At 45.9% G+C, this 15,596-nt stretch carries 13 protein-coding genes; all 13 read right to left on the reverse strand.

Features of this window, described 5'->3' with window-relative positions; genetic code table 11:
• Positions 1–44: 44 nt before the first annotated feature.
• Positions 45–1,718, reverse strand: a complete 1,674-nt coding sequence (locus G343_RS0113200) for a ribonuclease J (protein ID WP_020008633.1) — start codon at positions 1,716–1,718, stop codon at positions 45–47.
• 18 nt (positions 1,719–1,736) lie between these two features.
• Positions 1,737–2,003 carry a hypothetical protein gene (locus G343_RS0113205; protein WP_020008634.1) on the reverse strand — a complete coding sequence of 89 codons (267 nt, stop codon included), beginning with the start codon at positions 2,001–2,003 and terminating at the stop codon, positions 1,737–1,739.
• Entirely contained in the window at positions 2,000–4,108 is a 2,109-nt protein-coding gene (gene pnp, locus G343_RS0113210; RefSeq protein ID WP_156823648.1) for a polyribonucleotide nucleotidyltransferase, read from the reverse strand. The genes G343_RS0113205 and pnp overlap by 4 nt, the downstream gene beginning before the upstream one ends.
• 108 nt (positions 4,109–4,216) lie before the next feature.
• Positions 4,217–4,486: a 30S ribosomal protein S15 gene (rpsO, locus tag G343_RS0113215; protein ID WP_020008636.1), complete on the reverse strand. Its 270-nt coding sequence runs from the start codon at positions 4,484–4,486 to the stop codon at positions 4,217–4,219.
• 98 nt (positions 4,487–4,584) lie between these two features.
• On the reverse strand, positions 4,585–5,538 hold the full coding sequence (locus tag G343_RS0113220) for a bifunctional riboflavin kinase/FAD synthetase (RefSeq protein WP_020008637.1): 954 nt from the start codon (positions 5,536–5,538) through the stop codon (positions 4,585–4,587).
• An 11-nt stretch (positions 5,539–5,549) separates the two neighbouring features.
• Entirely contained in the window at positions 5,550–6,458 is a 909-nt protein-coding gene (truB, locus tag G343_RS0113225) for a tRNA pseudouridine(55) synthase TruB (RefSeq protein ID WP_020008638.1), read from the reverse strand.
• A gap of 52 nt (positions 6,459–6,510) precedes the next feature.
• On the reverse strand, positions 6,511–6,846 hold the full coding sequence (gene rbfA / locus G343_RS0113230) for a 30S ribosome-binding factor RbfA (protein WP_020008639.1): 336 nt from the start codon (positions 6,844–6,846) through the stop codon (positions 6,511–6,513).
• A 6-nt stretch (positions 6,847–6,852) separates the two neighbouring features.
• Positions 6,853–8,988: a translation initiation factor IF-2 gene (gene infB / locus G343_RS0113235; protein ID WP_020008640.1), complete on the reverse strand. Its 2,136-nt coding sequence runs from the start codon at positions 8,986–8,988 to the stop codon at positions 6,853–6,855.
• Between the two features lie 4 nt (positions 8,989–8,992).
• Positions 8,993–9,304: a L7Ae/L30e/S12e/Gadd45 family ribosomal protein gene (locus tag G343_RS0113240; protein WP_020008641.1), complete on the reverse strand. Its 312-nt coding sequence runs from the start codon at positions 9,302–9,304 to the stop codon at positions 8,993–8,995.
• Entirely contained in the window at positions 9,301–9,585 is a 285-nt protein-coding gene (rnpM, locus tag G343_RS0113245; RefSeq protein WP_020008642.1) for an RNase P modulator RnpM, read from the reverse strand. The genes G343_RS0113240 and rnpM overlap by 4 nt, the downstream gene beginning before the upstream one ends.
• A 19-nt stretch (positions 9,586–9,604) precedes the next feature.
• Positions 9,605–10,657: a transcription termination factor NusA gene (gene nusA / locus G343_RS0113250; RefSeq protein ID WP_020008643.1), complete on the reverse strand. Its 1,053-nt coding sequence runs from the start codon at positions 10,655–10,657 to the stop codon at positions 9,605–9,607.
• 16 nt (positions 10,658–10,673) lie between these two features.
• A complete protein-coding gene (gene rimP, locus G343_RS0113255; RefSeq protein ID WP_020008644.1) occupies positions 10,674–11,141 on the reverse strand; it encodes a ribosome maturation factor RimP in 468 nt (155 codons plus the stop codon).
• A gap of 121 nt (positions 11,142–11,262) precedes the next feature.
• A complete protein-coding gene (locus G343_RS0113260; protein WP_020008645.1) occupies positions 11,263–15,543 on the reverse strand; it encodes a PolC-type DNA polymerase III in 4,281 nt (1,426 codons plus the stop codon).
• Positions 15,544–15,596 lie beyond the last annotated feature (53 nt).

Genomic DNA, 15,596 nt, shown 5'->3' on the forward strand with positions numbered 1-15,596 from the left:
TCTGATTTACAATGAGACTGCCGGTATTGACAGTCTCATGTTTTTTATATTTCAGATATGATTGGAATGATCATCGGGCGGCGTTTGGTGTTGTCATATAAATACTTGCCGAGGTCATCCCTGATGCCCTGTTTGAGTGTGCTCCACTCGATCTTTTTCTCATCAAGCGAATCGTTGACTATGTCATAAACGCGCCCCTCCGCTTCTTTAAGCAGATCTTCACTCTCTTTGACATAGACAAACCCTCTGGATTGGATTTCCGGACCGGCCATGATCATGCGTTTTTTCGGATCTATCGTCACGACCGCTATGAAAATGCCATCTTCGCTGAGCATTCTCCTGTCCCTGAGGACGATGTTGCCGACATCACCGACCCCGCTGCCATCAATCAGCACGTTTCCAGCGGTCACTTTTTCAGCACTGATCATTTCCGCTCCGTCGTAGCTTACGACATCCCCTTTTTCGAGCAGGAAGATGTTTTCCGGCAGGACACCTGACTCAGAAGCAAGTTTAGCATGCGCAATCTGCATTTTAAATTCGCCCTGTACCGGGATGAAGTATTTTGGTTTCATCACGTTCAACATCATCTTAAGCTCTTCTGACAGACCATGACCGGAAGCATGTATATTCTGTTCCGGCGTGACGATGGAAGCGCCTGCCTTGACCAGCTCATTCATCGTGCTGTAGAGAATGACTTCCATATTGGATGAAGGCGTCGTCAGTATGTAAACGATGTCTCCATCCTTAATATTCGTCACTTCGTGCTGGCCGCGAGACATGCTGCCGAGGGCCTCAATCGGTTCACCCTGTGAGCCCGTAGCCACGATGACCAATTCATTATCCGGATAGTTTTCAATTTCATGGCTCGGAATTAAAAGTCCTTCCGGTATATCAAAGTAACCCATTTTCCTGGCCACTTTAAATGAACTTTCCAATGTACGTCCCAAAAATGATACTTTGCGGTTTGTTTTTGCAGCGTTTGTCAATACCTGCTGTATACGGACGAAATTGGATGCATAACATGAGACGACGATTCTGCCCCGCGCTTTGCGGAAACCGTCCATAATGTGTTCTTCGATGACATTTTCCGGCGTGTTATATCCCCGTTTCTCCGCTTCAGTTGAATCGCTGATCAGCGCAAGTATATCCTTCCGGGCAACGTCATACATTTTCGCCATATTATAGCTGTAGCCGCCGCTTAAACTCTGATCAAATTTGAATTCCCCCGTGTAGACGATAGAACCATATTTTGTTTCCAGAGATACCCCATAGGAATCCGGAATGCTGTGACTTGTTTCAAAAAATACCATTTCTGTATTTTTAAACTTCATACGCGAATTGCTGTTGATGGTATAGAATTTGACTTTCTTATTTACACCTTTTGCCCTCAGGCGATCTTTGACCAGGGCCAAGGTGAGCTTGGACCCGTAGATGGGTACATCCAACGCCTCGATGATATACGGAATCGCGCCGATGGAATCTTCATGTCCGTGCGACAGGAAGATTCCTTTCAGTTTCTGCCTGTGCTCCCGAATATATGAAATGTCCGGAATGACAATATCGACGCCGAGCATTTCATCCTCAGGGAACATCAGACCCGCATCGAGGATAAACATTTCATCATCCACTTCTGCGACATACATGTTTTTGGCAATTTCGCCCACACCGCCGAGAGGGATAATCTTTATATTTGACTGTGCATTTTTTGATGCGTTCAAAACATTTCCTCCTAAACACTACTTGAATGTGGCATGATAATGATTGCCATCAATTGTCAGATGGGAAACAAATACATTCTTTGTTTCATATCTTGTTTCCTCACTGTTTTTTATAACAAGCTGTTCTATAGATTCTTTTCTTTTGTAATAATCTTTTAGTGAATTTCCAAACATAAGGTCATCAAAAGTAATTTTTACTTCATCATCCTCTTTGATTCTGAGCTGTCCTGTAATTTTGTGTGCTGAACCATTCAATTCAATCGTATTAAAAATCAAATGAATCATTCCCCCTTTTTGTCTTCAAGCAATACTTTCCTTGAAGCATTCACTCGTCCCTGATTATCAATATTGGTCACTTTAACCAGGAACTGTTCTCCCACTTTTGTTACGTCTTCAACTTTGCCCACACGTGTCGTATCCAGCTGGGATATATGCACAAGTGCATCTTTGCCGGGGAAGAGTTCAACAAAAGCACCAAATTTTTCAATGCGCTTCACTTCCCCCATATATACCTGACCGACTTCAGCCACACGTGTCAGATCTTCTACGATTTTCTTTGTTCTTTCAATCATCCCGGAGTCGCTGTGACCGATATATACTGTACCGTCCTGCTCTATATCCAGTTTAGCGCCGGTTTCATCGATGATTTCATTGATTTTTTTACCTCCGGGACCGATGACATCGCGGATTTTATCCGGGTTGATGTGGATCACTTCGACCTTCGGTGCATGTTCGCTCAACTGTGTTCGCGGCTCACTGATGACACCGAGCATATTTTCCAGAATATCCAACCGGCCTTTTCTGGCTTGTTCAAGCGCTTCACCCAGAATTGATTTGCCCAATCCCTCAACTTTGATATCCATCTGGATGGAAGTAATGCCATTTTTGGTACCCGCCACTTTAAAGTCCATGTCTCCCAGTGCATCTTCCATACCCTGGATGTCAGACAGGATGGTATACTGGTCATCCTTCATTACGAGTCCCATCGCAATCCCTGCAACAGGGGCTTTAATCGGCACCCCTGCGTCCATGAGTGCCAATGTTGAACCACAAATGGATGCCTGTGAACTGGAACCGTTGGATTCCAGTACTTCAGATACAACGCGGATGGTGTACGGGAAAACCGTCTCATCCGGGATGACCTGCAGTAATGCCCGTTCACCGAGAGCGCCGTGCCCGATTTCCCTTCTGCCGGGACCGCGCAGCGGGCCTGTTTCCCCGACTGAAAACTGCGGGAAGTTATAATGGTGCATATAGCGTTTATTTTCCTCGGCACCCAGCCCGTCGATAATCTGATGTTCTCCGAGACCGCCGAGTGTCGCCACTGAAAGGGCCTGCGTCTGCCCCCGTGTGAACATGCCGGATCCATGGGCTCTGGGCAGCAGGCCGACCTGCGAATTCAGCGGCCTGATTTCCGAAGGCTCGCGTCCGTCCGGACGAACCTTATCTTCTGTGATCAGCCGGCGCACCTCGTTTTTAAGCAGACGTTCAACGATGCCGGAAGCTTCACTGTAAACTTCTTCATAATCTTCCGCTTCCTCATCCAGCGTCTCCAGTATTCTTTCTTTAGCAGCGCTGATCGTTTCATCCCGAGTTTGCTTGTCCGGATGCTGGATAGCAGAATAAAGTCCCATTGTATCGGCTTTCTCTTCGATATCCCTGCTCAATTCCAAATTCTCTTGCTGCTGGTCGAATTCAGATTTGACGATATCGAGTTCGGCAAGGATGTCCTCCTGAAAGCCGACCATTTCCCTGATATTCTCATGGCCGAACATGATTGCTTCAAGCATGGTTTCTTCGGTCACTTCCTGCGCCCCTGCTTCAACCATGTTTACAGCATTTTTAGTTCCTGCCACCTGCAGGTTGATTTCGGAATTTTCCATCTCTGACTCTGAGGGATTGACGATGAATTCCCCATCTGTCAATCCGACTGTCACACCCGCAATAGGGCCTTCGAACGGTATGTCACTCACACCGAGTGCAAGTGAAGATCCGAGCATGGCCGCCATCTGAGGTGATGCATCACGATCAACGGAAAGTACCAGGGAAATCACCTGGACATCGTGCCTGTAGCCATCTGGGAATAGCGGTCTGATCGGGCGGTCGATCAATCGGCTGGTCAATGTTGCATCTTCACTTGGCCGTCCTTCACGCTTATTGAAACCACCCGGAATCTTTCCGACAGCATAGAGTTTTTCTTCATATGCCACAGTCAGGGGAAAGAACGGCAGATCTTTGGGCGCTTTGGATGCTGTTGCTGTACTCAGCACTACAGTATCGCCATAACGTACCAATACGGCACCGTTGGCCTGTTTTGCCACCTCGCCGTACTCAACGGTGAGCTTATGTCCGCCCCACTGAGTTTCGTATACCTTTTTAGTTGCTTCTATCATAATTTGTCTACTCTCCTTAGTATGGCTGCTTAGTTCAATCATATCACTTTTACTTAAAAATATACATAAAAAAAGGCATATCACTGGGATATGCCAAGCCTCCGCTTAACGGCGAAGACCAAGTCTTCCGATAAGATCACGATATCTTTGAATGTCTTTATCACGAAGATAGCTCAGCAGATGTTTCCTGCGGCCAACCATTTTCAAAAGACCTCTTCTGGAATGGTGGTCTTTTTTGTGTACACTCAAATGCTGGTTAAGTGCAGTGATTTCAGCCGTCAATACAGCAACCTGTACTTCAGGGGAACCTGTATCCGATTCATGCGTACGATATTCTTCGATTAATTCATTTTTGCGTTCCTGTGTAATAGCCATGAAAAACGCCTCCTTAATATTTTGTACACCACTATCCGAGTGAAAGTCGGAGTCTCTTTCCACCCAGATAAGGTACTCGGATAATTATACTTCACATGCTATACATTTTCAAGGAGTTTTTTGGATTTTGTCTTATCTCTCGCTATCTGTGCCTTCAGCGCTTCAATGCCTGAGAACTTGGTTTCATCCCGGATGAAATAGTGCCAGTGAACGGTGACATTTTCTCCATATATGCTTCTGTCAAAATCAAACAGATGCACTTCTATGGAGACACGTTCGCGATTTTCATGAAATGTCGGTTTAACGCCGACATTGCACACGCCTTTGTACATTTCTTCTTCATTATCGAGTTTCATTGTCACCGCATATACACCTTTTGCCGGAAGGTGGTATCTATACTCAGGTTCGATATTGGCAGTCGGAAAACCAATTGTATGCCCGCGTTTCTCTCCCTGTACAACCACACCTTTCACTTCATAGGGTCTGCCCAGGGACTGGTTCACAGCTTCAAGATTATGATTCTCCATATCTCTGCGGATCCGTGTGGTGGAAATCTTCTCATCTCCATCAACTGCTTTTTCAATGCCTGTGGTATTAAATTCGGTGTATTCCTTCAACGTATCAATCGTTCCTTTGCCAAACTGGCCATACGTGAAATCGAAACCGGCGATCACTTCTTTAATATTATTCTTAATCAGATATTCCTGCACGAAATACTCGGGGGGCAGCGATGCAAAAGCACTCGAAAAGTTAATTATAAAGCAATAATCGATGCCTTTGTCTTCAAGCATACCCAGTTTAACGTCAAGCGGTGTCAAATAAGTGGTCCGCTGCTTTTTGGGGCTGAGTACGACAGAGGGATGCGGATCGAAAGTCATCACTGCTTTTTTCAACTTTTTTCGCTCTGCAATTTCCATCATAGAATCAAGTACATCCTGGTGTCCTCTGTGTAAACCGTCAAAAAAACCCAATGCTGTCGCCGAATTTTCAACTTCTGTCGAGTGTTTGTCCGTTTCAGTGTCCAGTGGATATTGTAATCTTATAGTTTTCATTTCATCGCCTCTTAGATATTAAACATTTGGTAAGGTTTCATAACTTCAGGCTTATCCGGATGTGGATAATACATCCCGAGCGGATTGCCATTATGGGTAAAGACCACATAGTAAATATCGTTATATTCAACCCTTTCCATAATATCAGATTTAAGCATTTTCTGCCCGTTTCGTATTTTGAAGCGCAACGACTCATCTTTAATATCGACGACCGGTTCATCTTTAAGAACATCCATAATAGGGATTACCGAATGACCGCCCCCGTGTTTTTCCAAAGATTCCAGAGAAACCGCTTGGCTAATATCAATACCACATGATCCTGTCCTTACAAGCGAGGACATATGTGCTTCTGTACCAAGCTCACCGCCGATATCCCTGGCAAGCGACCTGACATACGTGCCCTTGGAGCAGACGACATCAATATCAAAGTGAATCCGGCCGTCCTCACGAATGATTGCCCCGGTCTGCTCAATGCCATGAATTTTCACGGTTTTGAACGGCCGTTCAACGGGTTTTCCCTCGCGTGCATATTCATAAAGTTTCCGGCCGCCTACCTTCACTGAAGAGTATGCCGGTACCTGCTGACGATAATCTCCGGAAAAAGAGTTAACAGCCGATTGGATCATTTCTTCGGTGACGTGCGAAGGATCGCTATCTGAGAGTATTTTACCAATCTGATCTTCTGTATCTGTCGAACACCCCAGAGTAACCCTGGCGTGATAGCTTTTACTTTGCGACTGCATGTACTCCGTCAGTTTCGTCGCCTCTCCGGCACATATTGGCAGGACACCGGTCACTTCGGGATCAAGCGTCCCTGTATGTCCGACTTTTTTCATCTTTAAGATTTTTCTCATATGAAAGACGACGTCATGGCTCGTCATTCCTCGTGGTTTATCCACCGGGATTACTCCGTTTAACATAGTTGCCTCCCTGTATGTAAAAATAAAAGCCCGGGGGGGCATCCCCTCAGGCTTATTTATCCTTAATTTCATTAAGCAGTGATTCAATCCTGTTACCATATTCAATTGAATTATCGTACTTGAATTCAATTTCAGGCGCTTTTCTGAGTCTGACACCCTTCGCAACTTCAGTACGGATCAATCCTTTGGCTTTATCGAGCCCGGCGTGTACTTCGTCCTTGTTGTCATTGAGCGACGTAAAGTAGACAGTGGCTGTTTCCATTTCAGTAGACACCTCGACATCGGTAACAGTCACCATGCCGATGTCAGGATCTGAAACTTTCGTTCTGATCGCTTCACTTACTACTTTTTTAATTTCCTCAGCGACTCTCTCATTTCTGTTACTCATAGATTATCACCTTTCAATTTCGACCATGATATAAGGTTCAATCTGGTCTCCTTCTTTGAGATCGTTGAAGTTTTTAATCGTGATACCACATTCATAACCGTTGGTCACTTCTTTGACATCATCCTTGTAACGCTTTAGGGTGTCGAGCTCGCCTTCATAAATGACTATACCCTCTCTGATCACTCTTACACCCGAATCCCGTGTCACTTTGCCGTCAGTAACGTACGCCCCGGCAATTGTACCAACTTTGGAGACTTTGAATATCTGACGCACTTCCACATTACCGATGACCTTCTCTTCATATTCAGGGTCCAGCATGCCTTTCATCGCCGATTCGATCTCTTCGATCACTTTATAGATGATGGTGTGTAATCTCATATCGACTTTTTCCTGATCTGCCGCTTTTTTGGCATTGGCGTCAGGACGTACATTGAAACCGATGATGATTGCGCTTGATGCCGAAGCCAGTGTAACATCGGATTCATTGATTGCGCCGACACCAGTATGAATGATGCGGACATTGACACCATCGACATCAATTTTCATCAATGACGCGCTAAGTGCCTCTACTGAACCCTGAACGTCACCTTTGATAATGAGGTTGAGATCTTTCATCTCCCCTTCTTTCATCTGTTCAAACAGATTATCGAGCGATACTGTCTGTGTTTGTTCACGTTCTTTCAATACCTTCTGCTCTGATCGCGCCTCACCGATGCTTCTGGCTTTTTTATCATCTTTGAAGACAACGAATCTGTCCCCTGCCTGCGGCACGCTGTTCAGTCCGGTAACCTCAGCGGGGGTCGACGGTCCTGCCTGTTTAATGCGCTGGCCCAGGTCACTGACCATCGCTCTGACTTTGCCGTGCGTACTGCCTACGACCAGAGAATCGCCCACATTGAGTGTGCCATGCTGAACAAGCAGCGAGGCAGCGGGTCCGCGTGACTTGTCCAGTTCCGCTTCGATGACGGTACCAACGGCAGGTATATCACTTTTTGTCTTAAGCTCTTCCACTTCGCCGACAAGGGTGATCATTTCGAGAAGTTCCTCAATACCTTCACCGCTTAATGCAGATAGATGCACGAAGATCGTATCCCCGCCCCAGGCTTCAGGGTATAATCCGTGTTCGCCCAGTTCAGTCATCACCCGATCTGGATTTGCTGTCGGTTTATCGGACTTGTTGACAGCAACAATGATCGGCACTTCGGCGGCTTTTGCATGGTTGATCGCTTCAATTGTCTGAGGCATCACACCATCATCTGCAGCCACCACCAGGATTGTAATATCGGTGACCTGCGCACCTCTGGAGCGCATCGTCGTAAAAGCGGCATGGCCAGGTGTATCAAGGAATGTGATTTTCTTACCGCCGGATTCAATCTGATAAGCACCGATATGCTGGGTGATGCCTCCGGCTTCCCCCGCTGTCACCTTGGTATGGCGGATGGAGTCAAGAAGCGTTGTTTTACCATGGTCCACGTGCCCCATGATGGTTACTACACTTGGTCTTTCCTCCGTAAGATCCTCTCCAAGTTCGAAATAATTTTCAAGATCAGTATCGTCGACAATTACTTCCTGTTCAGCAGTAAAACCATAATCAGCTGCAATCAGCTCCACTGATTCATTATCAAGCGCCTGATTGATGTTGGTCACCACGCCGACTAAGAAGAGATCTTTAACGATCTGGGAAGCTTCTACACCGATCTTCTCAGCCAGTTCTCCGACTGTGATCCCTTCCTTATAAGTGAACTCTTTAGGCAGTTCCTTCTGCTTTTGGGCAGGTTTCCGGGTATTTTGTTTTTTGCCTTTATTTTGTGGTTTCTGATTCCTGTTCTTATTCTGGTTTTTACCTTTACTATTGTTCTGGCCTTTGCCTTGGCCCTGCTGTTTTTTATCACTGGCAGGTCTGTCATTCTGTTTTTGACCGGATTTTTGCTGGCTGCCTTTCTTGCGGTCAGTCTTATCGGCACCAACGGATGCATTTGGTTGGGAGTTTTTAAATTTCTTATCCAGTATGGTAATCTCATTGTCTTTTAAAGACTCCATATGGCTGTTCACTTCTATGCCCTCGGCCCTAAGAATTCCAATGACCTCTTTACTGGGAACTTTATGTTCTTTTGCGTATTCGTAGATTCTGATTTTACTCATTGAATCACTTTCCTTTCTCTATAAGCTCCAGCAGCTTTCTGCTGAAACCTGGGTCCGCTATCGACAGTGTAACCCTGTTGGAAGCACCTGTAGCAAGGCTTAACTCATGGCTGGTAAACTGATCGATCAACGGTATTTTATAGTAACTGCACTTATCTTTTATTTTTTTAGCAGTGCTTTCGCCGGCATCATTTGCAATAAAGACAATTTTTGCATTTTCTGACCTTACTGATTCAAGTGTTCTTTCCTCACCAGCGATGATCCTGCCGGCACGTTTGGCCAATCCAAGCATGTTCAAAACCCTGTGGTCATTCATCTTTTCGGGATGGCCTCCCTGTAGATCAGGCGTATGATTTCATCATATACAGGCTCGAGCGTTTCCCTGTCAAAACCAAGTTTGGATTCAAGCACAGCGTTTTCACGTGCTTTATTCACTTTTTCCAGGTTTTTGACAACATAACTGCCCCGGCCGTTTTTCTTCCCTGTCGGATCGACAAATATTTCGCGCTCCTTATTGACTACAATTCTGAGCAATTCTTTTTTGGGATGCATTTCATTCGTTAAAATACATTTTCTGAGAGGTGTTTTCCTTTTCATAAATAATCACCTGCAAATATTATTCTAAACTGCCATCTTCCCTGGCATCCGATTCACTTTTAATATCAATTTTCCACCCTGTAAGCTTTGCAGCCAGGCGGGCATTCTGACCTTTTTTGCCGATTGCAAGCGACAGCTGGTTATCCGGGACAATTACTGTCGTCGCCTGCTCCGCTTCATCAACCAGAACGTCCAGGACCTGCGAAGGGCTGAGAGCATTTCTAACGAAGACTGTCGGATCTTCATCCCATAGCACAATATCAATCTTTTCTCCCGACAATTCATTTACAATGGCTTCAACACGTGTGCCTTTGGCGCCGACACATGAACCCACAGCATCCACATCCGGATTCTCGGCATGAACACTTATTTTGGAACGTTCACCCGCTTCCCGTGCCACACTCATAATCTCTACTGTGCCGTCAAAGATTTCCGGCACTTCTCTTTCGAAAAGGCGCTTAAGCAGATTGGGATGCGTCCTGGACACAAAAATTTGCGGGCCTTTTGTTGTCTGTTCAACCTTATTAACATATACTTTAACCCTTTCATTCGGCGTATATGTTTCATTCGGCATCCGTTCGGATTCACTCAACACTGCATCTGTGCGACCCAGCTGGATATGGACAAAGCGGTTATCCACCCTGTCTATGAGCCCGGTCATTACTTCATCTTCCTTTTCGATGAATTCATCGTAGAGTATTCCGCGTTCAGCATCTCTAAGTCTCTGCATGACAGCCTGCTTAGCAGCCTGTGCACCGACGCGGTTGAAATCTTTGGGCGTGACATCCTCATCAAAAGGATCGCCGATTTCATACGCCGGATTTACAGTCCGGGCGGTTGCAAGATCGACCTCGGCCGTTGGATCCTCCACTTCTTCCACAACATCTTTTCTGGAAATCACACGATACGATCCATTTTCTATGTTAAGATCCACCTTAACATTCCTGTGCTGTGTGTAATTCTTTTTATAAGCAGTCATCAGTGCCGCTTCTATTGTTTCAAGCAACACTTCATTTGGAATGCTCTTCTCTTTCTCAAGGTAGTTAATCGCATTCAACAGCTCCTGATTCATTGACCAGCGCCCCCAATCATAATAATACCGCCTTTCTAATCGTGGCTATCTTGTCTCTGTCAATCCTTACAGATTTCTTACGGGTCTTAACCTTGAATTCAACAGTTACTGACTCTCGATCGTAATCGGCAAGTATACCTGTCCATTCCTTCTCGCCGTCAATCTGCTGGTAAGTCTTGACATAGATCCCCTCTGCAAGCGTCATTTCTAAATCCTCGTCATTTCTGATCGGACGTTCGGCTCCTGGAGATGAAACGTCGAGGTAATATGATCCCTGAATCAAGTCCCAGGCATCCAGCTTCCCGCTCAGTGTTTCACTTGCCTCAGCACAATCTTCAAGCGTGATACCGCCCCTTTTATCAAGGTAGAGCCTGAGAAAGTAGTCCGGACCTTCTTTGACATATTCAACATCGATCAGCTTATACCCCAACTCTTCAACAACCGGCTGTGCGTGGTCCATGACTTTTTGCTCAGTACGGTTCATTGTCCATTCGCCTCCTTCAAAACTAAGAGAAGAACGGGCGCGCCCGTTCTTCTCCGTGTGACTTCAGTCATAAAATATCAAAGTTATTATATCATAATGCGAACCCGGCCGCAACTTAAAGTTATATGTCAAATATTGAAAGCTGCGCCTTATCCGGAAGATGACCGAGGCTGCCGAGTTCAGTCAGATAATCAATAATTTTCTGCGACACCCCTGCACGTTTGTTAAGATCCTCTTTTGAGATGAAAGATTCAGTCTCCCTGGCTTCAACGAGACGCTTGGCAACACTCGCACCAAGACCCGGCACGGCAATGAATGGGGGAATCAGGCTGTCACCTTCAATTTTGAAATCAAAGCTGTCTGAGGATTCAACACTTACAGGCTGCACTTTATACCCCCTCTGTGCCATTTCATTCACAATTTCAAGAACCACCAGCGTGTCCTTTTCCTTTTTGGTCAGTTCCTGGGCGTTCTGATTCATCTCTTTGACTTTATATCTGATCGTAGAACTGTCTTTGACCATCGTCAGCAGATCAAAATCTGAAGCGCGGACAGTGAAGTAGCTCGCGTAGTAATAAAGCGGGTAATGAACTTTGAAATAGGCAATCCTTACAGCCATGAGCACATAAGCAGCCGCATGCGCTTTCGGGAACATATACTTGATCTTCTTGCATGACTCGATATACCAGTCCTGAACCCCATTTTCGCGCATCGCTGATTCGTGTTCTTCAGTGAGCCCCTTGCCTTTTCTCACCTTTTCCATGATATTGAATGCCAGAGACGGCTCCAGTCCCTGATACATCAAGGTAACCATGATATCATCACGGCAGCCGATGACATTCTTAAGGTCACATGTCCCGTTCCTGATCAACTCCTGTGCGTTGCCGAGCCACACATCTGTACCATGTGAAAGCCCGGAAATCTGCACCAGTTCACTGAACGTGGAGGGCCTTGTATCTTCCAGCATCTGTCTGACGAAACCCGTTCCGAATTCAGGGACGCCGAGCGTACCTGTCCTGCATATGATATCTTCCTCGCTCACGCCGAGTACTTCCGGAGAGCTGAACAATGACATCGTTTCCGCATCATCCACTGGAAGCGTCTTGGGATCGATATCTGAAAGATCCTGCAGCATGCGGATCATCGTCGGATCGTCGTGCCCGAGAATATCCAGTTTCAAAAGATTGTCTTCAATCGAATGGAAGTCAAAGTGGGTTGTTTTCCACTCTGCTTCAGTATCATCCGCCGGATACTGGATCGGTGTAAAATCATAGATGTCCATATAATCCGGGACGACGATGATCCCGCCGGGATGCTGGCCGGTCGTACGTTTCACGCCTGTACAGCCCAGAACCAGCCGGTCTATTTCCGCACCGCGCCGGCTCAGTCCGTTGTCGTTCATATATCCCTTAACATAACCGAATGCAGTCTTTTCAGCCACAGTGCCGATAGTCCCTGCTCTGAAGACCTTGTCCTCACCGAACAGTTCCTTTGTATAGTTATGGGCGATCGGCTGATAATCACCGCTGAAGTTCAAATCGATATCCGGCACTTTATTTCCGGTGAAACCAAGGAAAGTTTCAAATGGGATATCCTGCCCTTCTTTAAGGAGCGGCGTACCGCAGTGCTCGCATGACTTATCGGGCAGGTCATAGCCGGAACTGATACTGCCATCGGTAAAGAACTCATTCTTATTGCACGAAGGACAGACATAGTGTGCCGGCAGTGGATTGACCTCAGTAATTTCCATCATAGTAGCAACAAAACTGGAACCGACAGATCCCCTGGAGCCGACAAGGTAGCCATCATGAAGAGATTTTTTAACCAGCTTCTGACTGATCAGATAAATGACAGAAAAGCCATTGCGGATGATACTCTCAAGTTCTGTTTCCAATCGATCTGTAACAATCCCGGGGAGATTTTCACCATAAAGATTTGTGGCATTGGTAAAACATATCTCCCGTATCTCTTCATCGGCGCCTTCGATTTCCGGTGTATAAAGCTGATCTTGGATCGGTACCACTTCGTCAATGGAATCCGCCACTCTGTTTGGAGCATCGATGACTATTTCCTGCCTTATTTCTTCATCGAGAAATGAAAATGCTTCATACATCTCTGTGGTGGTCCTGAAATGTGCATCCGGAAGCCTGCCCCGGCTGAGCGGATTCCCCGGGTTGCTTTTCACCAGTATATCGCGGCACAATTTTTCAGATTCATCCAGATAATGCACATTGCCGGTGGCAACAACCGGTTTGTCTGTTTCATGACCCAGTCTGATCATATTTTTGATGATCTCTTCCAGCGTGCCTTCATCGCGTACGATTTCTCGGTCCAGCAGCCGCTGATACAGTGCTTTTGGAAAGACTTCCAGATAATCATAAAATTCTGCCGCTCTTTTCGCTTCCTCATAAGGTTTCTGCATCATCGCGGTAAACACTTCTCCGGAATCACATGCGCTGCCGATCAGAATTCCTTCACGGTGCGATTCAAGCAGCTGTTTTCTGATCCTTGGAGATTTATAATAGTTATCCGTCAATGAAGCAGAGACGATTTTAAACAGGTTCTTAAGACCCGTCTGATTTTTGACGAGAAGCGTGACATGTGTTGGCATCGCCCGTTTATATGACTCAGAGTCTGCCAGTATGGTATTGATTTCATTGTGATTGACGATGCCCAGCTTTTTGATCTGCGCAAGCATTTTAATAAAAATATAGGCTGTGGCTTCAGTATCGTAAATGGCTCTGTGATGCTGTGCGAGTTCCACGTTATACCTTTTTGCCAGTATGTTCAGTCCGTGCTTTTTGAAATCCTTGTTGATCGTCCGGGAAAGCTCCAAAGTATCAATGACCCCATTTGTATAGGCACCGATGCCTTCACGCTGATAGGCCGCTTCTATGAAACCCATATCAAAACTGGCGTTATGGGCAACGAATATTGCATCCCCAACCCATTCCTTGAACTCTCTAATGACCGCACTGATATCCGGGGCATCCGCCAGCATATCATCTGTAATGCCTGTAATTTCCTTGATCGTTTCCGTCAGTTTTTCACCTGGATTACTGAAGCGTTCAAAACGATCGATAATCTCCCCGTTTTGTACCTTCGCGCCGGCGAGCTCTATAATCTTATCGTATTTTGAGGAAAGTCCTGTCGTTTCAACGTCAAATACGACATATTGCTGATCTTCAAGTACAAGATCCTGGGGGTTATACGCAATCGGTGCACCATCATCAACAAGCAGCCCTTCCATACCATAGATCATTTTGATGCCGGCAGACTGTGCCGCATGGTATGCATCCGGATACGCCTGAACATTATTATGGTCAGTGACAGCGATGGCAGAATGGCCATAATCACTGGCACGCTGCACATATTCGCCGATGTTTCGGAGGCCGTCCATCTGGCTCATTTCAGAATGCAGGTGGAGTTCCACACGCTTTTCTGCCATCGTATCTTCTTTGGCAGGCTTGTTGATGACATTCAGGTTTCTGATCATCAGCACCATATCACGGGCAAACTCATCATATTCAACATTGCCCTCAATGACCACCCAGTCATTTTTAGAGAGTGCGTCAAAGACATCCTCATCATTCTTACCATGGCGGGAAAACATTTTAACAGCAATGGAATCCGTATAATCTGTGATTTTAAGCTGAAGAATCTTCCTGCCAGTGCGCAGTTCACGCACTTCAGAATCGAAAATGACACCCTCAACCTTGACATTAAACTCTTCATCAATAACATCTGAAAGTAGTCTGACCCCGTCAAAATTCAGGGCTTTGCCGATTTGTTTGCTGGTCACTTCTGTCTTTTTCCTGATGTCCTGTTCCTGCTCTTTACGGTTTTCTATAAAATCCTGGACAAGCTCTGTTTTCTCTTCTTTCAGCCGCTCTTCAAGTTTTGTGCGCCGGTCAGTGTCAAGATTCGTGTCCGCCTTAAATGATATGCCCTTCAACGGCATGCCGAATGTATTGTAGACCTGGGCAAGATTGCCGTTGATATGTTTATTGAAATGTGACACTTCGATTTCATTTTGGACCGAAAAGATCAGCTGTCCATCACTGAATTCTTTATCACAGTTAAGCAGCTGAAATTTGATATTGGCATTCACACCGGCTTTATCCAGCGCGTATTCCAGATAATCCAGCACATCCTTATCTTCATAATGGTCACAGCTAATATATATTTCAATGTGTGCGATGGAGGAGAAAGCTTCGGTGATGTTGTTTTCCATCAAATTCCTGAGAGCCGCGGGTATCATATTGGCAAAGTGCATATGAAACTCCCATACCCTCTGTGCATCATCAGTGACAATCTTTTCGAGATACCCGTCTGACAGCTGCTCGTGGCCCCTGAGGCCGGCCTGTTCAAGCAGAATGTCGAACTGTTCCTTCCCTTTCACGTGCAACACTCCTATAAAAGCGCGTAAATCCATGATTTACGCGCTGTACATTT

The sequence above is a fragment of the Salinicoccus albus DSM 19776 genome (genome assembly GCF_000385175.1).
GTDB classification, from domain to species: domain Bacteria; phylum Bacillota; class Bacilli; order Staphylococcales; family Salinicoccaceae; genus Salinicoccus; species Salinicoccus albus.

Bases quoted from the DNA above. Each gene is read 5' to 3' on its own strand.
- rbfA (WP_020008639.1), bottom strand. From the start codon at position 6,846: ATGAGTAACAGAAATGAGAGAGTCGCTGAGGAAATTAAAAAAGTAGTA.
- rimP (WP_020008644.1), bottom strand. From the start codon at position 11,141: ATGAACCGTACTGAGCAAAAAGTCATGGACCACGCACAGCCGGTTGTT.
- G343_RS0113220 (WP_020008637.1), bottom strand. From the start codon at position 5,538: ATGAAAACTATAAGATTACAATATCCACTGGACACTGAAACGGACAAA.
- nusA (WP_020008643.1), bottom strand. From the start codon at position 10,657: ATGAATCAGGAGCTGTTGAATGCGATTAACTACCTTGAGAAAGAGAAG.
- truB (WP_020008638.1), bottom strand. From the start codon at position 6,458: ATGTTAAACGGAGTAATCCCGGTGGATAAACCACGAGGAATGACGAGC.
- infB (WP_020008640.1), bottom strand. From the start codon at position 8,988: ATGAGTAAAATCAGAATCTACGAATACGCAAAAGAACATAAAGTTCCC.
- rnpM (WP_020008642.1), bottom strand. From the start codon at position 9,585: ATGAAAAGGAAAACACCTCTCAGAAAATGTATTTTAACGAATGAAATG.
- G343_RS0113240 (WP_020008641.1), bottom strand. From the start codon at position 9,304: ATGAATGACCACAGGGTTTTGAACATGCTTGGATTGGCCAAACGTGCC.
- G343_RS0113205 (WP_020008634.1), bottom strand. From the start codon at position 2,003: ATGATTCATTTGATTTTTAATACGATTGAATTGAATGGTTCAGCACAC.
- rpsO (WP_020008636.1), bottom strand. From the start codon at position 4,486: ATGGCTATTACACAGGAACGCAAAAATGAATTAATCGAAGAATATCGT.